This window comes from Pseudoteredinibacter isoporae (assembly GCF_011602085.1).
GTDB lineage: Bacteria > Pseudomonadota > Gammaproteobacteria > Pseudomonadales > Cellvibrionaceae > Pseudoteredinibacter > Pseudoteredinibacter isoporae.
This window is the reverse complement of record NZ_JAAONY010000002.1, coordinates 924,056-947,312: the sequence shown is the minus strand read 5'-3', so window position 1 is coordinate 947,312 and position 23,257 is coordinate 924,056. Positions and strand designations below refer to the sequence as shown.

Here is a 23,257-nt window from a genome sequence, read left to right as displayed (position 1 = left end):
AGGTGGTCACCCCTAACAGCTTATGTCGCGGTAGTCTTAGATGATATTAGCCGGGGGGCAGTTGCTCCGTTTAGGGTTACAAATTAACCACAAGTGAATTACTTCACAGCCTACACGGCTGAGTTTGCAGCACTATTTTTAATGGCTTATCAGTCTTCGGAAGCTTGTAGCGCATCTGTTCTGAACCTCTCTGGGTGGAGTGATGAGACAGATGGTCGCTTTTTGGATGATTTATAGTCAGTCTTCCTTGGGCAGGTGAGGCTCCAACCTTTCTTCTGCTTATCTTGTGCCTTATTTCTATTGACCGCTTGTCGGAAAGCTTCGCTTTGTCCTTTGAATTTAGGGGGCATATTGGGGGGCATATTTTTCATTACTTCAACTTAAAGTACAATTAAAACAATGACTTATGGTTTCAGTTTTGTTGTGCTAGGCCCACCAAACAAGCTCTTGTTAAATCAAGAGAATTCCAGAAAGGCCAGCTCTAAGAGTTGGCCTTTTTGCGTTTCTGGGTTAGCTATGGGTTAGTCAAGCTCACTGATCTATTTTATCTGGCGACTGTAACAAATTCCCATACATTGATATCTATCTGCGGATACATTTGTGCTCTTGAAGAGTATGGAGTGTTTATGAACAGACGCTATCTCACCTTAGAGCAGATTAGGCTTTGGTAGTGGCTATCTATTTTTGCTACTTCTTTTGGCATTTTAATCCTTTTAGAAATTAAATCTGTATCAGGTGGCTTGTATGATATCTATGCAATCTCAGAATACAGAGATGCCAGACAAGCTAACCAAGTAAGCCAATATTGCTTTAGGTAAGACAAGAAATCTTCGAATCCACGGATTTTTAGCTACACGATAATTTAGAGCAAATGCTGTAATAATCACAATGGGCAAAGGCCACGTATATGTTCCCGATGAGGCCGAATAATATACGAACCCTCGGTAAAGCCAGCCGCCTATTGCTATCAATAGACAAATCGCACATACAACACAGTAGTTTTCAAGAGGGCGCCGTAATCTTAACTCCTGAAACAGGAATGTGACGACTATCGGAAAAAGCTGAGCTATTATAAAAGCCATCTTATTCGTCCAATTCTTTGATTTTCTTTACTGCCAGCTCGATCAGTTTTGCACACTCTAGAGGTTTTGCTTGCAGGATAAAGTGCGGGCCTTCTATATCTATTACTTTGAGATTTGAGTGTACTTTTTTGAAGTCTTCAGCATGCCCGTCATTAACAAGTCGGTCAGATGTGGGGTTGATATAAACAGCAGGTATATCAATGGCTCCGCCTGGTAATTTGGAATTGTAGATTACTTGTAGCCTGGCTTTTAGGGTTGATTCGGGGACTTTTTCGATAGCAGTTTTGAAATCTTCAATTATTCCTTTGGGTGCATAGGGGCCCAAAAATAACAGCTTATGCACAAGCGTACTCAATGGAAATTTAGCTAAAAAATGGATTGGAAAATGTTGCGCCAATTTAACAGCAGAAGGGCATGGCGATTGTAAAAATGACGCTACAAATACTATTGCTTTGCAGCTACTGAGAGCTTCTTTATTCAATTGGGCTACTATTCCGCCAGAAAACGATTCAGCTAGCAGATAATATGGCTCGCTTGGCAGTTGGTCGCTGATTATTGTTGCTAGGTGCTCATAGCTTTGAGGCCCGCTTTGTGGAAGTGCCATAACTGTAGGTTTTAGCTGTCTCAGTTGGCTTACAAATGAGTCGAATAGCTGCCCACTTCCATCCATCCCCGGTAGCAATATCAGTCTGTTAGTCATTTTTATGCTCGCCTAAAAAGACTACCCTCCCTGGAGGAGTAATGACGTCTGTCTAGTTGTGGTGAACCTATTGCCGCTACTAAGGTGTCCAGATTCAGTAAGTCACTACAATAATTATGTAAACTCATGTGAAGAGGCTTACAAGAGAATCAATATATAAATACAAGAAGGCCAGATATCCAAGCCCCAAAAAGGCATAAGTACAGCGGAAATAATGCTTAGTGGCGCCACTTCCAAATAGGCCAGCTCGCCAGAAATGGGGCTCACGCGAGCATTGTAGTATTCGCCTTTCGTGTATTTATTGTAAATTTCCCTTTGATAATCGAGCGAGGGGAATAGGTTAAAACTGCTTAATGTTGGAGTCTGGCTGGTAAAAGCCTTGCCTCTAAATTCGTACTCAAAGTGAACAATTGCTTCAATTAAACTTTCGCCTTGTGCATCGGTCTGGTTGAGTAGCTTGCTATAAGTAACTTTAGCCGAAACCACTGGCCATGTGTTGGTCCGCTTTTTGAGAATCTTATAAATCAAGACCGGTAAAATACTCAGAATTATGAAAATTATTGAGACAGAAATAAATATAACTTTAACGATAGGCACAAAGAAAATCCGTTTTGTTAATTCGCTGATTTAACCAATCAAGGCAATTGCATCTGCTTTGTGATCGGGTGCCGAGTGAGCATAACGTAGAGTGGTATTTAAATCGGGATGTCCACAAATTTCTCGTACTGTCTTCAGCGGTACACCCTTAATCACCATCTTAGATGCGAAGTCATGTCGGGTATCATGCCAGTGAAAGCTGGTGATTTTGACTTGCATCGATTGTCCTTAAAAATTTAAGTCCAAATGTACTGGAGTCATTAAAACCGATATGTGTGCCAATGTACAGTGTTGAGTTTGGCTGCTAGGCTGACCAAACTAACTCTTATTGAAGCAAGAGAATTTCAAAAAGGCTAACTCTAAAAGTTGACCTTTTTGCGTTAGCTAGGCCCGCGATCAATTTTATATCTAACCGCTTTGGCAAATTCTCCTAAGTTGATGTTTATCTACGAGTGTATTTTTGCTATTAAGAAAGTAAGAAGTCACACGCTATCCTGTGAAGATTGAATAGGTAGATTTATGTGGCATTCTCATGATCTATTGCGCACTATTCTAAAGTTGAAAAAACACTTATAAATCAATATATTGAGCAGCTAGGAAAGGTGCAATCAAAGGATGATAAATCGCATATTCTTGATTAATGCCCAGCCCCCCAGATTAAACGTCCGGCTTTTCATTTTTCATTCTAGTCGGACGTGAATGTATATTTATACTGTTAAGTGTCAAATATGAATATTAGTCATATCCTAAGCGTTGAAAAACTAAGAAATGGTGGCTCTCTTATTGTCAGTTTTCAAGCTGATGATTTTTGTGAGTATTGGTTAATGCTACCCATTAAAGTCTGCCAGGGGATTAGTAGCGGCTATCTACCTCCTGTTCTCGTGAATAGAACCCTAGATATCGAAGTGGATTTGAGTTGGAGTGTTGCTAAGTCATGGCTACACCGACTTGAGCGATATATTGATAAAGTAGATCAACCTTTGTTTAACACTATTTGGAACGCAGTGGATGAAAATATTTAGGTGCATGCTGTGAAACCTCCGCGTTGCGAGCTCCGGCACCCTGCCTCAAAAGCAGGCATCAAATCTACGAGAGTGTCGAGATAGACAATTACTATAGGAATAGTAAGGGTTGAGATGCTTTTGCAAATTTATACAGTCTCGTCCTGCCCAACAGGAAACTTTCTTTATGGCGTTGGGTAGTTAAGGATCTTTCAGAAGAAGCCTACGCCGATGTTTAAGGCGTTATGCAAAAACGGAATCTACTATGTTTAAGAAGTTAGCTTATATATTTTTGACTTTTTTGCTTTCAGGTTGTGGTGCATCCTTACCACCAAGGCCCAATATCGATGGGCCAATTCAAACGCTAGGTGGTGGTTTTCTAGTCAAATCAGGAAAGCTCAAGTATGGGTTAACATATCAATCAAAATCATTAATTGATCCTGTATACGCAGTAGCTGAGTTCGAGAGCCCTATAAATCCTAACTCTCCTCTGAGGTCTGATATGGGAAAACTCGATTTGAATAAGGAAATCATCGTTCAATCTCCTGCATTTGGAGAAATAAAGAACAATGAAAACTACAATGTTACTCTTTACTTGTACAGTGACGAATCAAAAACAAAATTAATTCATAAGCATACTGATCAAATTCAATTTTCTATGCCAATCAGTATGATTCGAAAGATTGGTATAAAAGAGCTATAGTGCATGACAAAGCTAATCGTCCGGATGTAGAAAGATGATGAAAACAATCGGTTATATAGCAGCTCTTGCGGTGGTGGTTGCATCATATTTTTTGACGACGCCATTACCAATTTATCATTATGAAACTACTAATAGAGAAATGTCTTCTTTTGAAGTGCCATGGAAAGGTAGAGGTTATCGGGCGGTAGAAGAAGATTATAAAAGATATGTAGAATTCACAAAAAACTATAAAACAGAGCTTAGAATCACTTCTAGAAAAAATTGGGTGCACCCTAGCTTGTGGTGGGAAAATATGACTCACCCAAGGTGGAATTGGACTGCCCTAGGTTTCGTAGACACTTCTGGATTATTATTTAGTTTAGGAGGAAGCCCCTATGAGTGAACAACGATATACCCCAGAATTTAAGACTTTGCTATTCCGGCATTAAGCTCTGGGTTGTTACTCAGACGAATGGTCAACCTTTCCAATGACCGCCAAAATAACTTTCTCTCTCTCAACATCACTTTTGCCAATAAAGCCAAGTGGCCCTTCGGCTCTTCCTGAAATGACCAATTCCGCCAAACCGTGCACCATAGACCAGGAAGCCATTAGCGAAGGCATAAATTCCGGCTCAGTGATGCTGTTCTTTCCAGATACCTGCATCACTTTTTCAGCAAGCAGATTAAAGACTTCCATTGAGGCTTCGGCAAAATACGGGTCTTCTCGTCGAGGTCGTTCCGAGCTGAACATGAGCCGAAACAAGGTAGGATGTTGAATGGCGAAATCAACATAGCCCAAGCCCAATGCGGTGAGCTGGGCGAGGGGAGTATTTTCGGCTGTCGATTGTCTCGCTTGCTGGACGCCCAGAAGTCGTCGGTAACCATCCGCTGCCAATGCCGTAAGGAGACCACTGCTATCCCCAAAATGGTGGGCTGGGGCACCGTGAGTGGCGCCGGCTCGTCTTGCTACCGCTCGCAGGGAAAACCCCTCCAGGCCATTCTCTTCCAGGATCTCTTCTGCGGCTAAAAGAAGCTTTTCAGGCAGGTTTTCGTGCCGCCTTGGTCGGCTTTTGTTCGGGCTATCAGACTTTGATTCTTTACTCATGAGCGCATTTTAGAACCCAAGCTTGACACTGTCTAGTAAACTCGATTACCGTAACTAGACAGTGTCTAGTAAATTTGATTAATCTACATAAACAGCGATTGCCGGTCAGGTCCGCAATCGACACCTGCAGGAGTCTCGATATGAAAAAATGGTACAAGCGTATCGCTATTAGTAGTCTGCTGTTCCTCATGCTGTCAGCGGTCAGCGTATTTTTTGCGGTTGAATATCGCGTAGACGAAATGTTCGGCGGCCAAACCGTAGCCGCTACACATCTGCAGGGAAAGGAATTTCAAAGCGATTACCTCTTGAAGAACGCACAGGTCTTAAACCCGGCAGGCGATAGTTTTTTGGTCGGCCAGGATGTGCACATCCGCGATGGACTCATCATTCGTATTGGCGAAAACCTCCCGGCGTTCGATCCAAAGGGTCAAAGCATTCCTGTCGTCAATGCCAATGGCCATTTTCTTATTCCTGGGTACACGGATTCTCATGTGCACCTGTGGCGTAGTAAAAACGACCTGCTTCTGTATCTTGCTAACGGTGTAACCCAAGTTCGGGAAATGCACGGTGTTCAACGGCATTTAAACTGGAAAAAAGAGATCGATAGCGGTGCGCTGCTGGGCCCTGATCTTTACGTCGTTGCTTCCCAACTCGCAACGTTTGGGTTTTGGGAAGGCCTCTGGATAGGCTGGACATCCGAACGCAATATTGTGCACACTCCTGAACAGGCGAGTGAACGAGTGCAGCAGCTTGCGAAGCAAGGCTATGACGCAGTAAAAGCCAGCAGCTTTGTCAGCAGAGAGATTTACCTGGCAATAGGCCAACCCGCGAAGGAAGCAGGCCTTGAATTGCTTGGGCATATTCCAATGGAGGCCAATCTGGATGATCTGTTTAACGCCCAGCAAAGCGAAGTGGCGCATATCGAAGAATTTGTAAAAGCACTCGACCGGGATTTTGGCGGCTATACATCGGCAAATGGTGAGGCGTTTATCTCGTACGTACGCAAGTACGGCCCTGAACTGGCCGAACGTGTTAAGGCCAAGGGCATTGCCGTGGCGTCCACACTGGCCATTATCAACAGTTTTACTCAGCAAAAGCTCGATATTCATTCTGCCTTGAATGAACACCCTATTGAATACATGAACCCGGGTTTGCTTGAAAGCGCGGAAATGGGATGGTTACCTGACGTGAATCGATATCGCGTAGATGAGCAATATCGTAAAGACGATTGGCGAGAACGTGTTGAAAAATACTGGGGCCGCTATGCGGAAGCACAAAACATATTGCTTCAGGAGTTTGTCAGCAAAGGTGTGCCCATCCTGGCAGGCACCGACGCCAATGTCCCGGTAATGGTGCCCGGCTTCTCCTTGCATCGCGAGTTTCAAGCCATGGTCAATGCAGGCATGACTGCACCTCAAGTATTGACCTCGGCGACTCAAGCACCTGCGGATTGGATGCAATGGCCGGTTGGGAAAGTCCATTCAGGGTATCGTGCAAACCTGGTCCTGCTCAGAGAAAATCCGCTGGAAAATATCGAAGCCAGCAGGACTATTGAAAGCGTGATTATTCGAGGTAATCTACTGGACCGAAAGACACTCGACCAATTACTGAATTCGGTAAAAAAGGCAAACGATTCCAGCAGGGCAGTCGATATTCGTGAATATTTGTAGTTCATAACTCTATGGTAAGCAATTTTACTAAACTTTAACTATTGAAGTTGTTCTCAGAAAAGACAGTTGTATTAATTACTCAAACGAAAATATCTAATGAAGCTAGTCAAGTATATAGCAGTTCTTCTAGTGTTAATTACACTGTATTTTTTAACGATGCCGTTACCTGTCTATCAATACGAAACCTCGGATAGGCAGGGATTTTCGAGTGGTAGAAGAACACTATAAAAAATATATCCAAGTGACGGGTAAGCGTCAGGTGACGTTGCGAATAACGTCCAAAAAGAACTGGATGCACCCAAGCTTGTGGTGGGAAAATATGACTCATCCAAGGTGGAGTTTGAAGTATATGACGCCTTCAGCTCATCCTGGAAAGCACTTATGGCAATGTGATTATGATAGTTTTAAGGGAGTTGAAAAGGAAGTGTTGTGCAACTAGGTCGTTCAAAAGTCAGGAAAGCAACGCATACGCAAGGCATGTTTACACAGCTGTCCGCTCTAGGGATAGTTTAAGTCAAGGAGAGAAATATAAGGCCGCCTGTGTTTGTTTTCATATGAGAGTCTTGGCAATCTCCTAGTGGGCAATCATTTGTCCTGCTATTTCTCCAATTCCCTCCAAAAATCGTCAAACCACTCCCACATAAAGAACCCTCAATCCCGATAAAACTTCTCCTTAGTTTCCTGCAAAGCTTTCACATCTGCACAATACTCGGCTGTTGGTCTGGCGATGAGTCGCGGGACACCAATCGGTTCGCCGGATTCCAGGCAGTAGCCGTATTCACCCAGGCGAATTCTCTCCAGTGATTGTTTGATTTTGGGGAGGAGTTTTTGCTCTCTGTCCAATATGCGTAAGGAGATGCTGTTTTGTTCTTCCCAGGAGGCACGATCGTTTTCATCGTTAAGGTCTGGTGGGCTGGCCATTAAACGTTTGGTTTCTTCGATACGAGCCGTGGTGCTGTCGTGCAGATCAAAGAGCAGCTGTTTGAAAAACTCCAGTTGTTCGCTGTTCATGTAATCGGATTCAGGTGCTGCTTTGATTTGTTCTTCTGTGATCATTTCATATTCCAAACTAAAGGATTCAGGAGTCATCTCCCCAGGCGGGGAATGGGTCTGCAAAACTGCGCCAGTATTCTTTACCTTTAAGCACCTCATCTTCTGATAGCAGACAGTCATCAAGTGCACGAGTCATTGCTTCCTGGTCCAGGCCCTGGCCAATAAACACCAGTTCCTGTCGCATGTCGCCAAAGGGTTCTACCCAGCTTTCCATGATTGAAGCCAGGTAATCTTCGTCTTCCGGCCATCGGTTTTGGGGGACGGCCTTCCAGAACATGCCTGCGAAACCATAGCGTGCGATGCCGCCAGCCTGGCTCCACTGGCCGGCGAATTCCGGGCGGGTTGCCAGCCAGAAATAGCCTTTGGAGCGAATCAATTTGCCATAGGCTTTGGTGTTGTGGAGAAACTGGTAAAACTTTTCCGGCTTGAAAGGGCGGCGAGCGACGTAGCTAAAGCTGCCAATGCCGTATTCCTCAGTTTCCGGTACATGTTCGCCACGCATTTCCTTTAGCCATCCTGGCGCCTGCTGAGCACGTTCAAAATCAAACAGGCCCGTATTCAGCACATCGTCAATATTTACCTGGCCGTTGGCGATAGGGATGATCCGTGCATGGGTATTCAGCATTTTGAGTATCGAGGTCAAACGGTAAACCTCAGCGTCATCGATCAAATCGGTTTTGCTGATCAGCAGTACATCCGCAAACTCAACCTGATCTACTAAAAGGTCCGCGACGCTGCGTTCATCTTCTTCTCCCAGGGATTCTCCGGTTTCCTGTAGGTATTTTGCTTCGTCGTAGTCTTTCAGAAAATTAACGGCGTCGACGACTGTGACCATCGTGTCTAACGTGGCAACGTCCGATAATGAAACGCCATTTTCATCCGCAAAGGTGAAGGTTTCCGCGACGGGCAGGGGCTCGGAGATACCGGTGGATTCGATCATCAGATAATCAAATCGCCCATCCTGGGCCAGCTTATTCACTTCCAGCAACAGATCTTCCCGCAGGGTGCAGCAGATACAGCCATTGCTCATCTCCACCAGCTTTTCTTCCTGATGACTGAGGGACACCTCGCTCTGCACCACAGCAGCATCGATATTGATCTCGCTCATATCATTGACGATGACGGCCACCTTTTTACCTTGGCGGTTGTTCAAAATATGGCTCAGTACCGTTGTTTTACCGGCACCCAGGAAACCAGACAGCACGGTTACAGGTAGTTGATTCATTGTTATCAGGCTCAGGCTAGGTTGATATACAGGTTGTTTTTAGAGTTTTAATGTTATGTTATAACATAACTGGTTTGGGAGGGAAGCTTTTCTCAAGGCCCTGAGGTGTTTAGTCGCTATAGCAGGTATTCAATGGATACCTTGTTTGGTATTAGCCGGAATAAATGCAGGGTATTAGAAAGCGGCAGGCATGAGGATAAATAAGAATGGCTGCTGAGCTGTTGACGCATCTCTTTGTGTGCACAGCCATCAGCCTTGAATTCATTGCTCTATTTAAGGCGGGTTTTGAAAGCCACTAAAAGAAGGGAGAGTAGGCCTGCCAGAGATACCAACGGTGGGAACATTGGTACGGCATGGGAACCGGAGCTTGAGTTGACGGCTATGCCAAAATAACTCACAAATAGATGATAGTCGGTCGGAGCAAAGAGGATAGCGGAGCCATTATCCGCAAACAGGGGACCGATGTCGCCGCTCGAATGTGCGATGGATGAATAGTTTACCCCGTCTGAGGAATAGACGCCGACGTAATACGTACCCGGTGGCAATTGAGTTGAGGTAAAGGAGAATTCGTCCAGATTGGAGTTGTTGCCATTGTGGGTGACATTCGGATAAGGCGTTCGGCTTGTGCGTGTTGCCGGGCCGGAATCAATCAATGTATAAGGGCTTGTGTTGCTCCGAACAGCATACTCATACATCGAGGCTCCGAGTTCGGTTGAATCACTGACACTCATAGCCCTGGTAATTGTGGTGGGGCTGGAAATGGTTATTTGCGTGAATAGGATATGTCTGCCGTTTCCTGCGAGCTGATTACTGAAAGAACTGTCGGCGGCGACATTGAATCCAGTAATGCGATCACGCAATGTGATTTCTTGAGCGGCTAACTGAGTACTTACGTTGAAAAGAATAAATGCGATGGCTGTTAAAAGGATTTTATTGTTAACTGGGGTCATTGTTACTACCAATAAGATATAGTTGTTTAACTTATATAATCTCAAAAACTGGAAATCTATTTGTCCTCGAATAATGGTGAGTCAGGAGGACAAAAAACACCCGTATATAAGTAATGTAGACGACAAAACCATGAATCCAAATTTAATTTGCATTAATAGTGCGACTGTCTCTCCTAATAAGTCTTATCTGGGAAGGGTTAATATATTCTGAATATGATGGAATATATTTCTGATAACTGAGTCTGCAGTCCTGAAGTGATAAGCGTGTACTTAAATGAAAAGTTTTTAATGGCTTTTAAGTAAGTTTTAAAGGCAAAGGTGACTCTAGTTTATGTTTTTAAGGCGATCGGTAGCGTAACTCGTTTGTGTTTTTTAGGATATATTGTCTTTGGCGCGACTGATTATAATGCCGTCTTCTCCATGCCTTGCAGTTGCTTTTGAATTGGGTTCAACGCGGTCTGATAGAACTTCATGATTGCTTTGCCATAGTCAGTTTTTCTAGCCTAGAGGTGAAGCAAAATCCGCCCTTGCCTCTCTGCACGTGGTAGACCGGTTTAATACAAACATTGCACCACTTTCAAGTTACCAACTAATGGTAGCTATATACCAATTGTTGGTATAGGTAAGCTGGAGGTTTCGGTGCTGATAAGGTAACTCGCGGTATAAATTATCAAGTGAAATGGCGCAGTTACTTATGGCATAGTTACTTAACGGGGAATAACTCGTTGAGAAATCAAAAAAATAAATACTCATTCAGGGTGGAGAAGACAGATTAATCGCATTTTTCAACGTTGCTTTTTTGTAACTACAGCAACTACCGCAACCACCGCATCAACACACTCGCATTCAACAACATAATCACGCCATAGATTGTAGGTACAATCGCCAGGTTCCAGTCGTTTAATACCGATAGACTCAAAAACGTTGCCATGGTGGCGTTTTGTACGCCGACTTCGACGGCGAGGGTGAATTGCTCGCTTTTATTTAATTGGAACAGCAGGGCGAGGCCCAGGCCCATGGCCATGGCGAGGAGGTTCAGCAGGTAGGCGACGGGCCCGGCTTGGCGGAGGTTGTCGAGCACGAGGTCGAAGCTGACGAAGACTGAGAAGCCGATGACTAAGATGAGGACGAGCATCGACGTAGGACGCAGGTAGTTCACCAATTTTTCGGCCAATGTGCTGTTGAAGTGTCGGAGCAGCATGCCGAGGGCGATGGGGATGACGGCCATTTGCAGGAGCTTTTTGATGGTCATCAGTACATCGAGCTGCGGAGCTTCGCCTTGTGGATAGAAATGGCTGATGCCGAAACCGATGATCAGTGGGGTGCTGATAATGGTCAGCAAACTTGAGCAGGCGGTGAGGGTGACAGAAAGTGCGACATCACCTCGGGCAGCGAAGACCAAGGCGTTAGACGTGACCCCGCCCGGGCAGGCGGCGAGAATTAATAAACCGACGGCCATTGCAGCTGGCAATTGAAATAAACTGGCCAGTATAAATGCCAGAGCAGGCAGTAAAATCAATTGGCCGCACAGACCGACGCCGGCGGATTTGGGGCGTGCCAGCAGGCGGCCAAAATCCGCGAGCTGCAAGGACAAGCCCAGGCTGAACATGATCGCCATCAAGCCGAGGGGAATCACCTGGGTGTTAAAGATTGAAATTAATTCATCGCTCATTGCTTAATCCAAAAAAACAGTATGCCTTTCGCCCGCGAGTCATTATAGGCAAGAGACATACCGAAGAGGAGAGAAATACGGAGTAACACTGTTCTACCCGGCAGAACGGCCAACTGACTTACCTTCCTACATTGATCGCGTTTGTTTAACGATCTTCATCGGGAACCCCCGACTCTCCCAGCACAAAGTCTTTGCGGTAATAGGGGCTGCCGCGTTTTACCGTCAGGGTAACAGAGCGCAACTTATCGGAGCCATCCAGTGGGTTTTGCTGGAAGAAACTGATATTGGCAAGCTTGCCTGCTTCGATAGTGCCGATATTCTTTTCTAATCCGATACTGTAAGCGCCGTTGATGGTGGCCGCTTTAATAACGTCCATCATGGGCATGCCGACTTTTTCATTCAGTAGGCGCAATTCATCGTAGAGGGCGGGGAATGTGTCTTTATTACCGGTCCAGCCATCGGTGCCGGTGGATATTCTTACACCGGCTTTGTAGGCGCGGCGGACCAGGTTCACGGCACCGTCGAAACCACATCGGGCACGGATGCCTTTTTTCTTGGTAGATGCTTTACCTTTGGCGTTCGGATTCTCGTTCATCTCCTTGGCCATTTTTTCTCTCTGGGCTTTCAGCTTCTCGGCATTATTAGTGACCCATTCTTCCACTCGCAGGGTAGGGTCGAATACGGTGTTGTGCTTTTTCATTTCTTCAAACACGGCATCGATTTCAGGGCTGTTTAAATCGACGGGAACGCGGCCATTCAGTTCTCCGGTTTCGGCCTTACTCAATTGTTCTTCGGTAAAAGCCGCGGCGGCCATATCGCAGGCATGGGACATGGAATGCACACGAGCTTTTGCGACGGCCATGGGACGAGCCGGGCCAACATGCGCGTGGGACCAAACCGGTATGCCTTGTTTGCGGGCTTCATCGCCTATGCGCTTCATGGCCTTATCATCGAGCTTGGCGTAGGTTTTGATGGCGCTGGCCCAGGTGCCTCGGGCAAGGGCAACGGCGGTTTTCATATCGCTATTGTCGTCGATGGCCTGCATCCAGGAAATTTTTCCCGGTACTTCGCCCAGGCCAGACGATACGGTACGAGGGTCACTGAAAAACTCCGGGCCGGCCATCAGTGCAACGTATTTTAAATCGGGTGCGGGGATTTCTTTGACCAAGGCCGCACGACTGAGGTCTGCCAGCGCGCGGGCATCACCGGCCAGATCGCGAGCGGTGGTAATGCCGCCGTAAAGCTGGCGATTTAAAATAAACTCGGCGTACTGGCGGTTGGGCTGGGTGGCTACATGGGTATGGGTTTCAATCAAGCCGGGTGTGGCATACCAGGATTGAGCATCCACCACCTTGGCCTTCGGATAATTGCCGGGTTCGAGCTGTGACATGGGTAGAACGGCGCTGATGGTTTCGCCATCCACAACGATCGCCATATCACTTTGCAGCTTGTCGTCAATACTGTCGATCAGATTGACGTTTTGATAAATCGTGATGTTCGCGCTGGCCTGTTGGAAGCCAAGCAGGCTAATCGCGAAGGTGAGCAGTGTTTTTTTCATTATGGGGTTCTCTATTACTGTCTTTTGCTGTGGGGCTTAAGCGCCCCAGACCTCTTTTTTCAATCGCAGGAAGTTTCCACCCAGAATCTTTTCAATGCGTTCTGAGGAATGCCCCCGGCTGTAAAGCATATCGGTCAGCTTTTGAAACTGCTCCGGGCCTTGTAGATCGGGAATAAAAGGCACGACACCTTTTTTCTCGCCCTTGGCGGAAATGCCCGCTTTCTGGCGACGTTCAATTTCAGCATCAATGGCAGTGTGGTAGGCCGCCATATTATCGATGCGTGTCGTGCCGCCATCGGTACCAATACCCACATGGTCTTCGCCGCAGACATTGATGGCATGCTCGATATGGCGAACAACATCTTTGGCGTTGGGGAAGCTGTCTTCTTTGAGGAATGGCATAAAATAGATGCCAACGCAGCCACCTATGTCGGCGAGGAGTTTCAATTCTTGGTCGGTTTTATTGCGAGGCAAATCCGACAGCGCGCGGCAACCCGTATGAGTAATTGAGATGGGGCTTTTGGATGCTTTAATGGCGTCCAGACAGGTTTTTTCGCCGCTGTGGCTCAGATCGACTAAGGTACGACTGCTATTAAGGCGTTCCAGAACTTCATAACCGAAAGGCGTCAGGCCGCCGTTATCGCGTGCCATGGAGCCACTGCCGATTTGATTGGCAACGTTATAAGTGAGCTGAATGACTTTAACGCCCAGCCCCGCAAAAATATCCACGCGTTCGGCATTGTCACCCATCATGGCGGCATTTTGAAAGCCGAGAATGATACCGACACGATTGCTTTTTTTGGCTTCCAAAATATCCGAAACCGTTTCCACTTTTAACAGATCATTCGGGTATTGCTTGATCACCTGATTCCAGTGGGCCACTTCTTTTACGCTGTGTTCAAACGGGTCCATGGGGCCGGCGACATAGCCAATGGTGAGGTTAACGGCGGTGGTACCTGAGGCGTGAATATCTTTCAGGGCACGTTCGTCCAAAGCGCGCAGGCGACTGCGCACCGGGTCTTTGGATTGATCTTTAGCCGCGGCTTCCAACCAGCTATTGGGATTGTCGATGCCGCCCAAGTTATTGATCACAATGCTCTGCTTTAAATGGGGCCAGGGTTTGTCAGCAGCCAATGCAGAGCTGTTAAACAGGGCGCTGGCGGTGCTTGCCGCTGCGGAATACTTCAGTAAATCTCGACGTGTGATACTCATAATCAAAGCCTTAAAAATGATATTCCAGGTTGACGCCTATGGAGCGAGGTTGAGTGGTGAGAATGCGGTCAGGAATGCCAGGGCGAGCTTCTACTGTCCAGTTCACCGGTTTGCGCTCATCAAAGAGATTGTTGACATAGAGCGAGGCTGACCAACTCTCGGTTTCCAGGCCCAAGCGCGCGCCTGCCAATACATAGTCGCCAATCCTGCGAGCATTCGGGTCGCGGTATGAATAAGTGGTAAGTGCTTTGCCAGTGTAGGAGGCATTAACGTTTACAAAGGCCTGGTGACCGGCCAGCTCAAAACGCTGTTCCAGAATGACGCCGGCGGAAACCGGTGAGGTATTTGGTAAATCATCACCCGCTTTACCGGCGGTGTTGTCGCCGTTATTAAACTGAACCGTGTTTTCGTCCAGCTGTTGTTCGGAATAATTGAAGTTAATGCTGGCGCTGAAACCGGGTAGGGTATCTGGAGTGATGCGGGTTTCCAGTTCAACCCCTTTTAAGCTGGCTTTGCCGGCGTTGTCGGTGTAACCAAAAGCCTGGTTTTGATCCAGCAGGCCGACTTGAATATCGTCCCACTGCATATAATAGACGGCGCCGTTTACCGTTAGCTGTTTATCCAGATATTGGGTTTTCCAGCCCAGCTCCAGATTTTTCACAAAATCCGGATCGAAAGACGCAGGCGCAGGGTCACCTCCGCTGGTTAGCAGGTTAATGTTATTTGCGCCGCCTTCGCGAAAGCCCTCGGAGAAAACCAGATAGGTCAGGGCATCTTCGCTGATGTCATAAGAAGCTTGCAGTTTGAAAATGGTATCGTCCGATTCGGAATGCAAAGGATCAGCCAGGCCAGAGGGTGGTCCAAACGGAGTCAGTAACTCATTGGCCTGGGAATCAGTGGTGATTTTAAAACTTCGAAAGCCCGCCAGCAGTTCCAGTTGTTCCGTCGCTTGATAGGTGATTTCACCAAAGACCGCTTTGTTGCTGAACTCTGCATCGGTGCGAGTATCGAAAAACTTGGTTTGCTCTGCCACGATATTACCGGTGCTATCGTCAACAAAGAAACCGGCAGAAATGCTGTCGGCCTGACGCTGTTGATAAAAGGCGCCCACAATGTACTGCAGATTGCCGTCCAGATTTGAGGCTAGACGAATTTCGCTGCTTTCGAGTTGGGTATCCCGGGTTTGAAAAACACCTCCTGAACCGGGAACAAACTGGGATACGTCAAAGGCATAAAGTGCATCGCGGTTATAGTCGCTGTGGGTCAGGGTTAAGGCGGCCTTGTCAAAGCTGTGTTCCAAGGTGAGATTGGCCATTCTCAGTCTGTCTTCAAATGGCGTTTTTACACTGCCGCTACGGGAATCACTCGCGAGGGTGACTTGGGCGCGATCACCAACATCCATATTTTGATACCAGACCGAGGCATCCAGTTTGGTCTTATCACTGATGTGCCAGCTTGCCATAACGCGGCCGCCACGGGTTTCTTCGGTATCGGTACCGCGCTGATTAAGATCCGGTAAATTGGCATAGCCATCACCGTCACGATAAAAAGCGACACCTCGCAAGGCAAAGACATCTTCAACGACCGGGACATTAATCATGGCGTTCAGTTGATACACTTCGCCACCGTTGCGTGAACGGGTGGCTGCGTCCATTTGAACACTGCCTTCCACTTTGTCGACATTGGGTTTGTTGGTGATATAGCGGATGGTACCGCCTTGTGAACCGCCACCATACAGTGTGCCTTGTGGGCCACGCAGGACTTCCACCCGTTCCAGATCATAAAGCTGAAGATCGGTTTGACGCACATTGGTGCCGCCGGAACCGGAGGCGGGAATTTCATCGAAATAGGTTCCTACCTGCGCGGCGCCAGTACTGGAGGCCAGGCCACGAATAATAATTTGCTGGTTACCCGGACCATTATCAATCGAACTGAGGCCGGCAATGTGTTTGGCGAAATCGCGAAAACCATTGGCGCCAATTTTTTTAAGGGAGTCCGAGCCCAAGGCGGAAATATTGGTGGCCATATCCTGGATATTACTGGCGCCGCGTTTGGAGGCGGTAACTACAACCTCTTCAATTTCAGCATATCCAGATTGACTGAAACCAATGGCCGCACACAGAGGAGCCAAAAATAGCAACGGTTTTCGGCGTTTACTGGCCTGTGCTTTATACGACCAGCGGGATGGGTATCGATATTGCGTATTACCAGGGATAGTATTCATGATGTACTCTGCTCATTATTATTTTAGGGTTTCAACTCGGATTGACCCAGGGCTTTGAACTCCTTACGCGGATAGGCCTTACCGGATTTCAAGGTCAGCTCTACCGTGCGCAGGTGTTCGATATTTTTCAGCGGGTTTTTGCGGGTAAACATCAGATTGGCTTTCTTACCAACTTCGATGCTGCCAAATTCGCTTTCTTTGCCCAGCACTTTGGCGCCGTTCAATGTGGCGGCACGAATCAGTTGGGCATTGGGAATTTGAGTTTTGCTGGCGAGAATTTCCAGTTCCTTGAATAACGCCGGGAAGAGATCACTGGAAGGTGTCATGCCATCGGTGCCTGTAGAAATTTCGACGCCCTGTTCGTAGGCCACCTGAGTTAAACGTGCCGCAAAATCGGCGGGGCATTTCACCGGGATGGTTTTAGCCGCTGGGTGTTCTCGACGCATTCTGGCGAGTTCCTCATACAACCAGACGGTGGCATCCAGTTGAATCCCCTTGTCGGCCATGGCCTTAAAAATTGCCAGAATTTTGGGATGGGCAGGATCAAGGGATGCGTAGTCGGGCACGACTTTGTGGTGATACTGCCGAGGTTTCTTTTTCGAAATTTCGAAGCTTAAGCGGCAAACATGGGAAATGACGTCGACATCCGCAGCAACCACTTCATTGGGCAGTGCCGGAAACACCATACTGTGTGCCCAAACCTGAATACCTTGTTTCCGGGCCTCTGCGGCGATGCGTTCAACTTCCTGCGTTTCTAGGTTGGCGTAAATTTTAATGCCTGTTGCCCAGCTGCCCCTGGCAAGCGCGACTGCTTCTTCCATGTCCGTTTTTTCAGTGATGGCTTGCATCCAGGGCACCTGGCCGGGTGTTTCCCCGCGAGCGGACATGCCTGGGCGAGGGTCGGAAAAGAAACTTGGGCCAGCCATCAGGGCGGCATAAAATAAATCGGGTGCAGGAATTTCCTGTAACTGAGTGCGCCTGGCCAAATTGGCCAGAGCGCGGCCATCGCCAGCCATATCCCGTACGGAGGTAACGCCGCTGTATATCTGTCGGCGTAGCAGGGCCTTGGCAACTTTATCATTGGGTAAGGTCGCCATGTGCACATGAGTATCAATCAGGCCGGGGAGGGCATACCATTCGCTGGCATCAACGCGCTTGGTATTTTTATCCAGTGCTGGCAATTGATCGCTGGGGTAAATGCCACGAATGCGATCACCTTCAACGAGAATCGATCGATGGCTTTGTGCGGGCACACCCGTGCCATCGATAAGGGTTGTATTGTGATAGAGCGTTACCGCGGGTTTGATGGTTGTCGGCGTATCGACCGCCCTGGTCTGTTCTGTCACATTGCTGCAAGCGGCCAGAAAGCAACTGGCGCTGATAAAACGGGCGAGTGTTGTCTTTTTCATGATCCGCTCCTACAAAAAATCTACTGAACTGCCGAGGCCTTGTTGCCGTGCCTGTTGATAAAGGTAATGGGCCATTGCGAGGTCTTGTGCGGCAACGCCCAGTGAGCGGTAGACAGTAATGTCGGATGCTTTATGGCGGCCTTCGATTTCGCCGCCAATCAGCTGACCAATTTCACCCTGTACATAATCTTCGCCGATCAAACGCTGTTCCCGGGCATGAATAAGCTCGCCGGCCTGATGATTGGCCGATTCAAAATAGTCCACGAAATAACGGCAGTGCAGCAGCGCCTGGAAATCGAGTTCCTGATGCTCTTTGATGCTGGAGCCCACAACATTCAGGTGCATACCAGCTTCTAACATGGGCTCAAAAACAATGGCCTGTTGTGCGGCGCTGACGGTGCACACAATGTCTGCACCTTTCAGGCATTCCTCAACACGGTGATGGGCAACAATGGGTGGCCACAGATCACTGGGGAACTGTTCGATAAAGCCCTGGGCTTTTTCAGGATGGCGAAACCAGACATGGACGGAATCGATGTCTCTTACTTTGCAAATCGCGTGAATGTGGGAAATGGCTTGCTCGCCGGAGCCGACAATTGCCAGGCGGCTGGCATTTTTGCGGGCCAACAAGTCGGTGGCCATCGCGCTGGCGGCAGCGGTACGCATGGCGGTAATTTCTCCGGCATCCAGCAGCGCCAAGGGTTTGCCATGCTCGGCTTCAAACAACATCATGCAACCGAGGTGAGAGGAATTAACACCGCCGCGATTGGCCTGCATCATATTGACGATCTTCAAGCCAAAGCATTCGGGGTCAGCAAGATAGCCGGGCATCATGCCCATTAAATCCTGATTGGGCATTTGCAGCCCCCAGCGCAGTGGCAGGCGGGTTTTTCCCTGGCTCACCTGTACCATGGCCTGACGCATAATGTCGATACAGCTGGCCATGTCGATCAGCTGGTGAATATCTTGTTTGTTGATAACAAGCATGAAATCTTCCACTCATTGATAATGTGGAAGATGGTAGTGATGAGAGGCTAAAAGCGTCCAATACTGTATTTGTATTGGATTGATACGTAAAACGTATCAATCGCCGGGTTTGTTAAAGGTTTGAATAAAACGACTTGAAACATTAAGCCCTTAAGGCGCTTATTCAGGAAAAATAACGGCGCAATGCCTGTAAACTTTTTGATTGGTTATCCGCACTGCTGATTAGGTGCACATCCACATAGGCGGTCTGGCTCAGGGGGACAAAAGCCACTTCATTGGCCCAGGAATTCTGGGTGCAACTGGGCACCAGCGCAATGCCAACCCCGGTTGCCACATAGGCCAGCAAGACATCGGTCTGTTCCGACATGGCGACGATATTCGGGCTGAAACCGGCCTGCTCACACTGGCTGACCACTTTATCGTAGTTGGAGGGGAAGAGGTGCCGCTGCAGAGTGACAAAGTTTTCGTTCTTTAAATCGGCAATATCAATGCTCTCGCGAGCGGACAGTGGATGATTGGGTTGCATGGCCACACAGAGCTTTTCATGCACCACCAGATCAAATTCCACATGGTGGCTGGCAAAACGGTCGGACATGGGTTGCACCGAGAGGTCGACAAAACCGGCGTCAATTTTTCCATCCAGCAGTGCTTCGTACTGCTCATCCGAGCGCATAATCACAAAATCCAGTTTCACCATGGGATAGTCTTCGCGAAAGCGTCTTACGTTGGCAATGATCTCCCGTAAAATGGTGGAGCCCATATAACCAATCACCAGGGTGTCCATCTCACCGAGCGCGGATTTGCGCACCTCGGTGGTGGCTTTTTCAACCTGATGAAGAATACTTTCAGCACGTTTTAGAAATATCTCGCCTTCCGTTGTTAGGCTGACCTTACGATTACTCCGGTCAAACAAAATCACGCCCAGCTCCTCTTCCAGATTATGGATCTGCTGTGTGAGCGGCGGCTGGGAAATATTCAAACGCACAGCTGCGCGACCAAAATGCAGCTCCTGGGCGACAGCAACAAAATAGCGAAGATGGCGTAATTCCATGGGTGAAATTAATCTGATTCAGGGGCAGTTAGCTTATCACTAAACTCGGGGGCGGGGTCAAATGGGGGGCTACTCGAATTTCTCTATTTCCAAGGCACATGTCTGTGCTTGTGCCTGTAGTAGAAAATGAGGGCCGTCAATATCTACCACGGATAGTTTAGGGTGTATCGACCTGAAATCTTCTATGTGTTGATGTCCCACAAGATTGTCGTGTGTAGCCCGTATGTATTTGGCTGGAAGTGCTGACTTAAACTCTATTGGGGAGGTCGTCTGAATTACGTTCAGGCGGGCTTTCAAAGTGTCTTCTGGAACTTGATCAATAGCATGCTTTAACTGATCAATCAGTTCCTCTGAGGTGCCAGGGCCCAAAAACAACCATTTGTAAATCAAGTCTGTGAATGGCATGCGGGCAAGTCGTTTAATTGGTAAGTACTTAACGAGTTTCAATATCGAGGGTCTTGGTGGTTCGAGAAACGAGGCAATGTAGATAATACCTCGACAGTCCCCTATTTTCCCGTCCAAGAGACGTGCTGCGATACCACCGGAAAATGACTCCGCGAGAAGAATATACGGTTCATTGGGTAATCGTGAACGAACGTATTCGACAAGATAGTCGTAATCTTGTGGACCGTGTTGAGGAAGTGAAACAGGCAAAGCTTCAAATCTTTTAAGCTCTTGAATGAAGTCTCTGAATAGTAAGCATGTTCCATCCATACCGGGAAGAAGCACGATTTTCATATCCGGAATAAGTTCCTCTGACACACATAATTCGGGTTCGATAGCGTATTATCATACTCAGGAACAGGAATAAATGCCTGTTCTTCTCTCTGTAATGAAGGTTCAATAGTTCAGGTAATCACTCGTAATGGTTGCCCTACTCAATTTCCGTAGAATCCCTTTTTGTAGATCGGAGAAAAGCAATAAGGGCAGGGGTGTCCTGGGTCAAGGATGACCAATTCGGCCGCTGTAACAGGCGGCTCAGTTTTTTAAAGCTCTCTACGGTGTGTTCTTCCCTCCAATACTTTGCCGGTCCCAATATAAGGTGGCGACAAATTGATCACCTTTTGTGCGAGTCTGTAAATCCCAGCCAACCTTGTCACAGATACGTTTGCTGAGTTTTAGGCCAAGGCCAAAACCGCCGCTGCCGTTTTCGGCTTCCGCATTGTTGATTGAGTTGCTTACCTTAAAGGAGTGAGCATCGGATTGAATGTGGATGGTGCCTTCACAGCTGTGCTCGAAGGCATTACGTAGTAGATTTCCCAAGGCCATTTGCAGCAGGGGTTGTTGTATGTGGATATAACCCTCATACAGATCGATATCCAGCTCAATGGCCTTTTCATTTTTCAGAAAACTCAGCTCGGTGATCAGGGGTTCAATTAAGGCTTTGACGTTGATTTTCTGTCGTTCCAGTGGGCTGCTGGAATCACGGGCAAGCCAGAGCAATGAGCCCACCAGAAGGCTCATTCGTTTGCTGGCGCGAAGGGCGCGTTCAACAAAATTACTGGCCTTACCGTCTACTGAGGTTTCCAGAACTTCGAGGCTGGATTGCATAATAAACAGGGGAGAACGAAGTTCGTGGCTGGCCTGTTTTAAAAACATGGTTTCACGATCGTAGTATTTCTTTTCTGAGGCCAGTCCCAATAGCAACTTATCGGCAATGTCGTTTAACTCGATGATGTTGAAACGGTGCTCTCGGGTGTTGTCCTCGGATGAGGACAGTGATTGTGCCCAATCGCTCAGTTCCCGGAGTGGGTTGGTGGTCCTGAAATAGATCCACGATATCAGCAACCAGACAATCAGCAAAAACACTGCTGAGATAATGGTCGAGTTTATGATCAGGTCATTGGTAATCTTCTCGACCAGGCTATCGTAAACCTCTTCGGAGTATGCGCTTACCAGATAGACCTCACCAATACCCTCTTCAAAACTGTATTGAACACTGTAGATTAAAGCATCGCTGCTTTTCGGAGTATGTGCCTGGGTGATGAGAACTTCCTGCGGTTGCGAGGTCAGTTCAGGCTTGCTGAACTGGTTTTTAATAATATTCGGCAACGCATTCCAGTTGTGATAAACACTCAGGTTCGAACCATAAGATTTCTCTTCGCCGGAACGCAGCTGTCGAATAACGCTGTCATGTTCGAGCCGGGCTAGAGTGGAAACGGTGGTATTTACCGAGGTATCCAAAATGACCAGGGTAAACAGAAACACCAATATGAAGGATGCCAGTCCCAGCCACACTATATGGCGGATAATGATCTTGGAGAGTTTCTGAGGCTGGCGAGGGGTGGCCTTATTCATCATGGCCTCCACGAATGGCCAACCCGGTGCCGATCATTGTGTGCAGCAAGGGTGTGTCGAAGGGCTTGTCCAGAGCGGTACGAATGGCATGAACATGGACATTAAAGTTGGAGGCCTTAACATCTTTCTCGGGCCAAAGGTGTTTTTGCAGTTCTTCCCGTGAAATCACATTTGGACTTCTTTGGGCCAGATAACTCAATAATTTGAATGCCGTTGGTGACAGTTTGATGGGCAGGCCCTGGCGCTCAACCGTTCGGGCGGTCAAGTCGATCACCATATCCTGAATGGTAATTTTGCGGCTGGATTGTTCTTGTCGTTTTTTAATGGCATCTATGCGTGCTTTAAGAATGGGCAGAGAGCAGGGCTTGGATACATAGTCATCGGCACCTGCAGAAAAGCCTCGCAGTTGTTCCTGATCATCATCACAGGCGGTGAGGATAATCACCGGAGTATCAACACCTCGATCTTGCAGGGTTTGGCAAACCGTATAGCCATCCATCTTGGGCATCATAATATCCAGAATAATCAGGTCGTAGTGATTATCTTCACACAACTGCAATGCGGCGGCACCGTTGTAGGCGAAGTCGCACTCCATATCGTGCATTTCAAGGTAGGCGGCCATATTGGCAGAGAGGTCTCGATCGTCTTCCACTATAAGAATAAGCATGGGCAATCCTGAATGATCTACAACGTCCTGTTGTTTGCTGAGGGAATATGATGGAGCAAATTAAACGCCCAGGCAAACCCCTACTTGCATGTTCACTAACGGTGTTCACAGGGC

At 47.5% G+C, this 23,257-nt stretch carries 21 protein-coding genes; 4 read left to right on the top strand and 17 right to left on the bottom strand.

The window, feature by feature from the left end; translation table 11 throughout:
* Positions 1 to 1,083: 1,083 nt before the first annotated feature.
* The 3 genes from G8768_RS12680 to G8768_RS21375 all read right to left on the bottom strand — a co-directional run bounded on the left by G8768_RS12680 (position 1,084) and on the right by G8768_RS21375 (position 2,598).
* A complete protein-coding gene (locus tag G8768_RS12680) occupies positions 1,084 to 1,782 on the bottom strand; it encodes an alpha/beta fold hydrolase (protein ID WP_166846246.1) in 699 nt (232 codons plus the stop codon).
* Between the two features lie 138 nt (positions 1,783 to 1,920).
* Entirely contained in the window at positions 1,921 to 2,379 is a 459-nt protein-coding gene (locus tag G8768_RS12675; RefSeq protein WP_166846249.1) for a DUF3592 domain-containing protein, read from the bottom strand.
* Between the two features lie 30 nt (positions 2,380 to 2,409).
* On the bottom strand, positions 2,410 to 2,598 hold the full coding sequence (locus tag G8768_RS21375) for a tyrosine-type recombinase/integrase (RefSeq protein WP_166846252.1): 189 nt from the start codon (positions 2,596 to 2,598) through the stop codon (positions 2,410 to 2,412).
* Between the two features lie 509 nt (positions 2,599 to 3,107).
* On the opposite strand from G8768_RS21375, the gene G8768_RS12665 reads away from it, so the two are divergent.
* From G8768_RS12665 to G8768_RS12655, 3 genes are all read left to right on the top strand, one after another.
* Positions 3,108 to 3,401 (top strand): hypothetical protein, encoded by a 294-nt coding sequence (locus G8768_RS12665; protein WP_166846255.1) that lies wholly within the window; start codon positions 3,108 to 3,110, stop codon positions 3,399 to 3,401.
* Positions 3,402 to 3,645: 244 nt separating this feature from the next.
* Positions 3,646 to 4,083, top strand: coding sequence for a hypothetical protein (locus G8768_RS12660; protein ID WP_166846257.1), 438 nt, complete (start codon positions 3,646 to 3,648; stop codon positions 4,081 to 4,083).
* A 34-nt stretch (positions 4,084 to 4,117) separates the two neighbouring features.
* Complete coding sequence (locus G8768_RS12655; RefSeq protein ID WP_166846260.1) at positions 4,118 to 4,465, top strand: hypothetical protein; 348 nt, start codon at positions 4,118 to 4,120, stop codon at positions 4,463 to 4,465.
* 57 nt (positions 4,466 to 4,522) lie between these two features.
* Here the strand turns inward: G8768_RS12655 and G8768_RS12650 are convergent, their stop codons facing one another.
* A complete protein-coding gene (locus G8768_RS12650) occupies positions 4,523 to 5,167 on the bottom strand; it encodes a TetR/AcrR family transcriptional regulator (protein ID WP_166846264.1) in 645 nt (214 codons plus the stop codon).
* 140 nt (positions 5,168 to 5,307) lie between these two features.
* Between G8768_RS12650 and G8768_RS12645 the strand changes: the two genes are divergently transcribed.
* Positions 5,308 to 6,837 carry an amidohydrolase family protein gene (locus G8768_RS12645; protein ID WP_166846266.1) on the top strand — a complete coding sequence of 510 codons (1,530 nt, stop codon included), beginning with the start codon at positions 5,308 to 5,310 and terminating at the stop codon, positions 6,835 to 6,837.
* A gap of 651 nt (positions 6,838 to 7,488) precedes the next feature.
* Here G8768_RS12645 and G8768_RS12640 read toward each other — a convergent pair.
* The 13 genes from G8768_RS12640 to G8768_RS12580 form a co-directional block, all read right to left on the bottom strand.
* Positions 7,489 to 7,893, bottom strand: a complete 405-nt coding sequence (locus G8768_RS12640; protein WP_243749495.1) for a TraR/DksA C4-type zinc finger protein — start codon at positions 7,891 to 7,893, stop codon at positions 7,489 to 7,491.
* Between the two features lie 22 nt (positions 7,894 to 7,915).
* The gene (zigA, locus tag G8768_RS12635; RefSeq protein WP_166846269.1) at positions 7,916 to 9,115 is read right to left on the bottom strand and encodes a zinc metallochaperone GTPase ZigA; all 1,200 of its coding nucleotides are present in this window, start codon (positions 9,113 to 9,115) and stop codon (positions 7,916 to 7,918) included.
* A gap of 269 nt (positions 9,116 to 9,384) precedes the next feature.
* Positions 9,385 to 10,065: a hypothetical protein gene (locus G8768_RS12630; protein WP_166846272.1), complete on the bottom strand. Its 681-nt coding sequence runs from the start codon at positions 10,063 to 10,065 to the stop codon at positions 9,385 to 9,387.
* An 814-nt stretch (positions 10,066 to 10,879) separates the two neighbouring features.
* Complete coding sequence (locus tag G8768_RS12625; RefSeq protein WP_166846276.1) at positions 10,880 to 11,737, bottom strand: bile acid:sodium symporter family protein; 858 nt, start codon at positions 11,735 to 11,737, stop codon at positions 10,880 to 10,882.
* A 145-nt stretch (positions 11,738 to 11,882) separates the two neighbouring features.
* Positions 11,883 to 13,295 (bottom strand): amidohydrolase family protein, encoded by a 1,413-nt coding sequence (locus tag G8768_RS12620; RefSeq protein WP_166846280.1) that lies wholly within the window; start codon positions 13,293 to 13,295, stop codon positions 11,883 to 11,885.
* Between the two features lie 36 nt (positions 13,296 to 13,331).
* Entirely contained in the window at positions 13,332 to 14,507 is a 1,176-nt protein-coding gene (locus G8768_RS12615) for a dipeptidase (RefSeq protein WP_166846283.1), read from the bottom strand.
* 10 nt (positions 14,508 to 14,517) lie between these two features.
* The gene (locus G8768_RS12610) at positions 14,518 to 16,731 is read right to left on the bottom strand and encodes a TonB-dependent receptor (RefSeq protein WP_166846286.1); all 2,214 of its coding nucleotides are present in this window, start codon (positions 16,729 to 16,731) and stop codon (positions 14,518 to 14,520) included.
* A 23-nt stretch (positions 16,732 to 16,754) separates the two neighbouring features.
* Positions 16,755 to 18,140, bottom strand: coding sequence for an amidohydrolase family protein (locus G8768_RS12605; protein WP_166846288.1), 1,386 nt, complete (start codon positions 18,138 to 18,140; stop codon positions 16,755 to 16,757).
* 9 nt (positions 18,141 to 18,149) lie between these two features.
* Positions 18,150 to 19,127 (bottom strand): ornithine cyclodeaminase family protein, encoded by a 978-nt coding sequence (locus G8768_RS12600; protein WP_166846291.1) that lies wholly within the window; start codon positions 19,125 to 19,127, stop codon positions 18,150 to 18,152.
* A gap of 163 nt (positions 19,128 to 19,290) precedes the next feature.
* Complete coding sequence (locus G8768_RS12595; RefSeq protein ID WP_166846293.1) at positions 19,291 to 20,178, bottom strand: LysR substrate-binding domain-containing protein; 888 nt, start codon at positions 20,176 to 20,178, stop codon at positions 19,291 to 19,293.
* A 69-nt stretch (positions 20,179 to 20,247) separates the two neighbouring features.
* Positions 20,248 to 20,916, bottom strand: coding sequence for an alpha/beta fold hydrolase (locus G8768_RS12590; protein ID WP_166846296.1), 669 nt, complete (start codon positions 20,914 to 20,916; stop codon positions 20,248 to 20,250).
* Positions 20,917 to 21,174: 258 nt separating this feature from the next.
* Complete coding sequence (locus G8768_RS12585) at positions 21,175 to 22,476, bottom strand: sensor histidine kinase (protein WP_166846299.1); 1,302 nt, start codon at positions 22,474 to 22,476, stop codon at positions 21,175 to 21,177.
* Positions 22,469 to 23,143 carry a response regulator transcription factor gene (locus G8768_RS12580; protein WP_166846301.1) on the bottom strand — a complete coding sequence of 225 codons (675 nt, stop codon included), beginning with the start codon at positions 23,141 to 23,143 and terminating at the stop codon, positions 22,469 to 22,471. The genes G8768_RS12585 and G8768_RS12580 overlap by 8 nt, the downstream gene beginning before the upstream one ends.
* Positions 23,144 to 23,257: the final 114 nt, after the last annotated feature.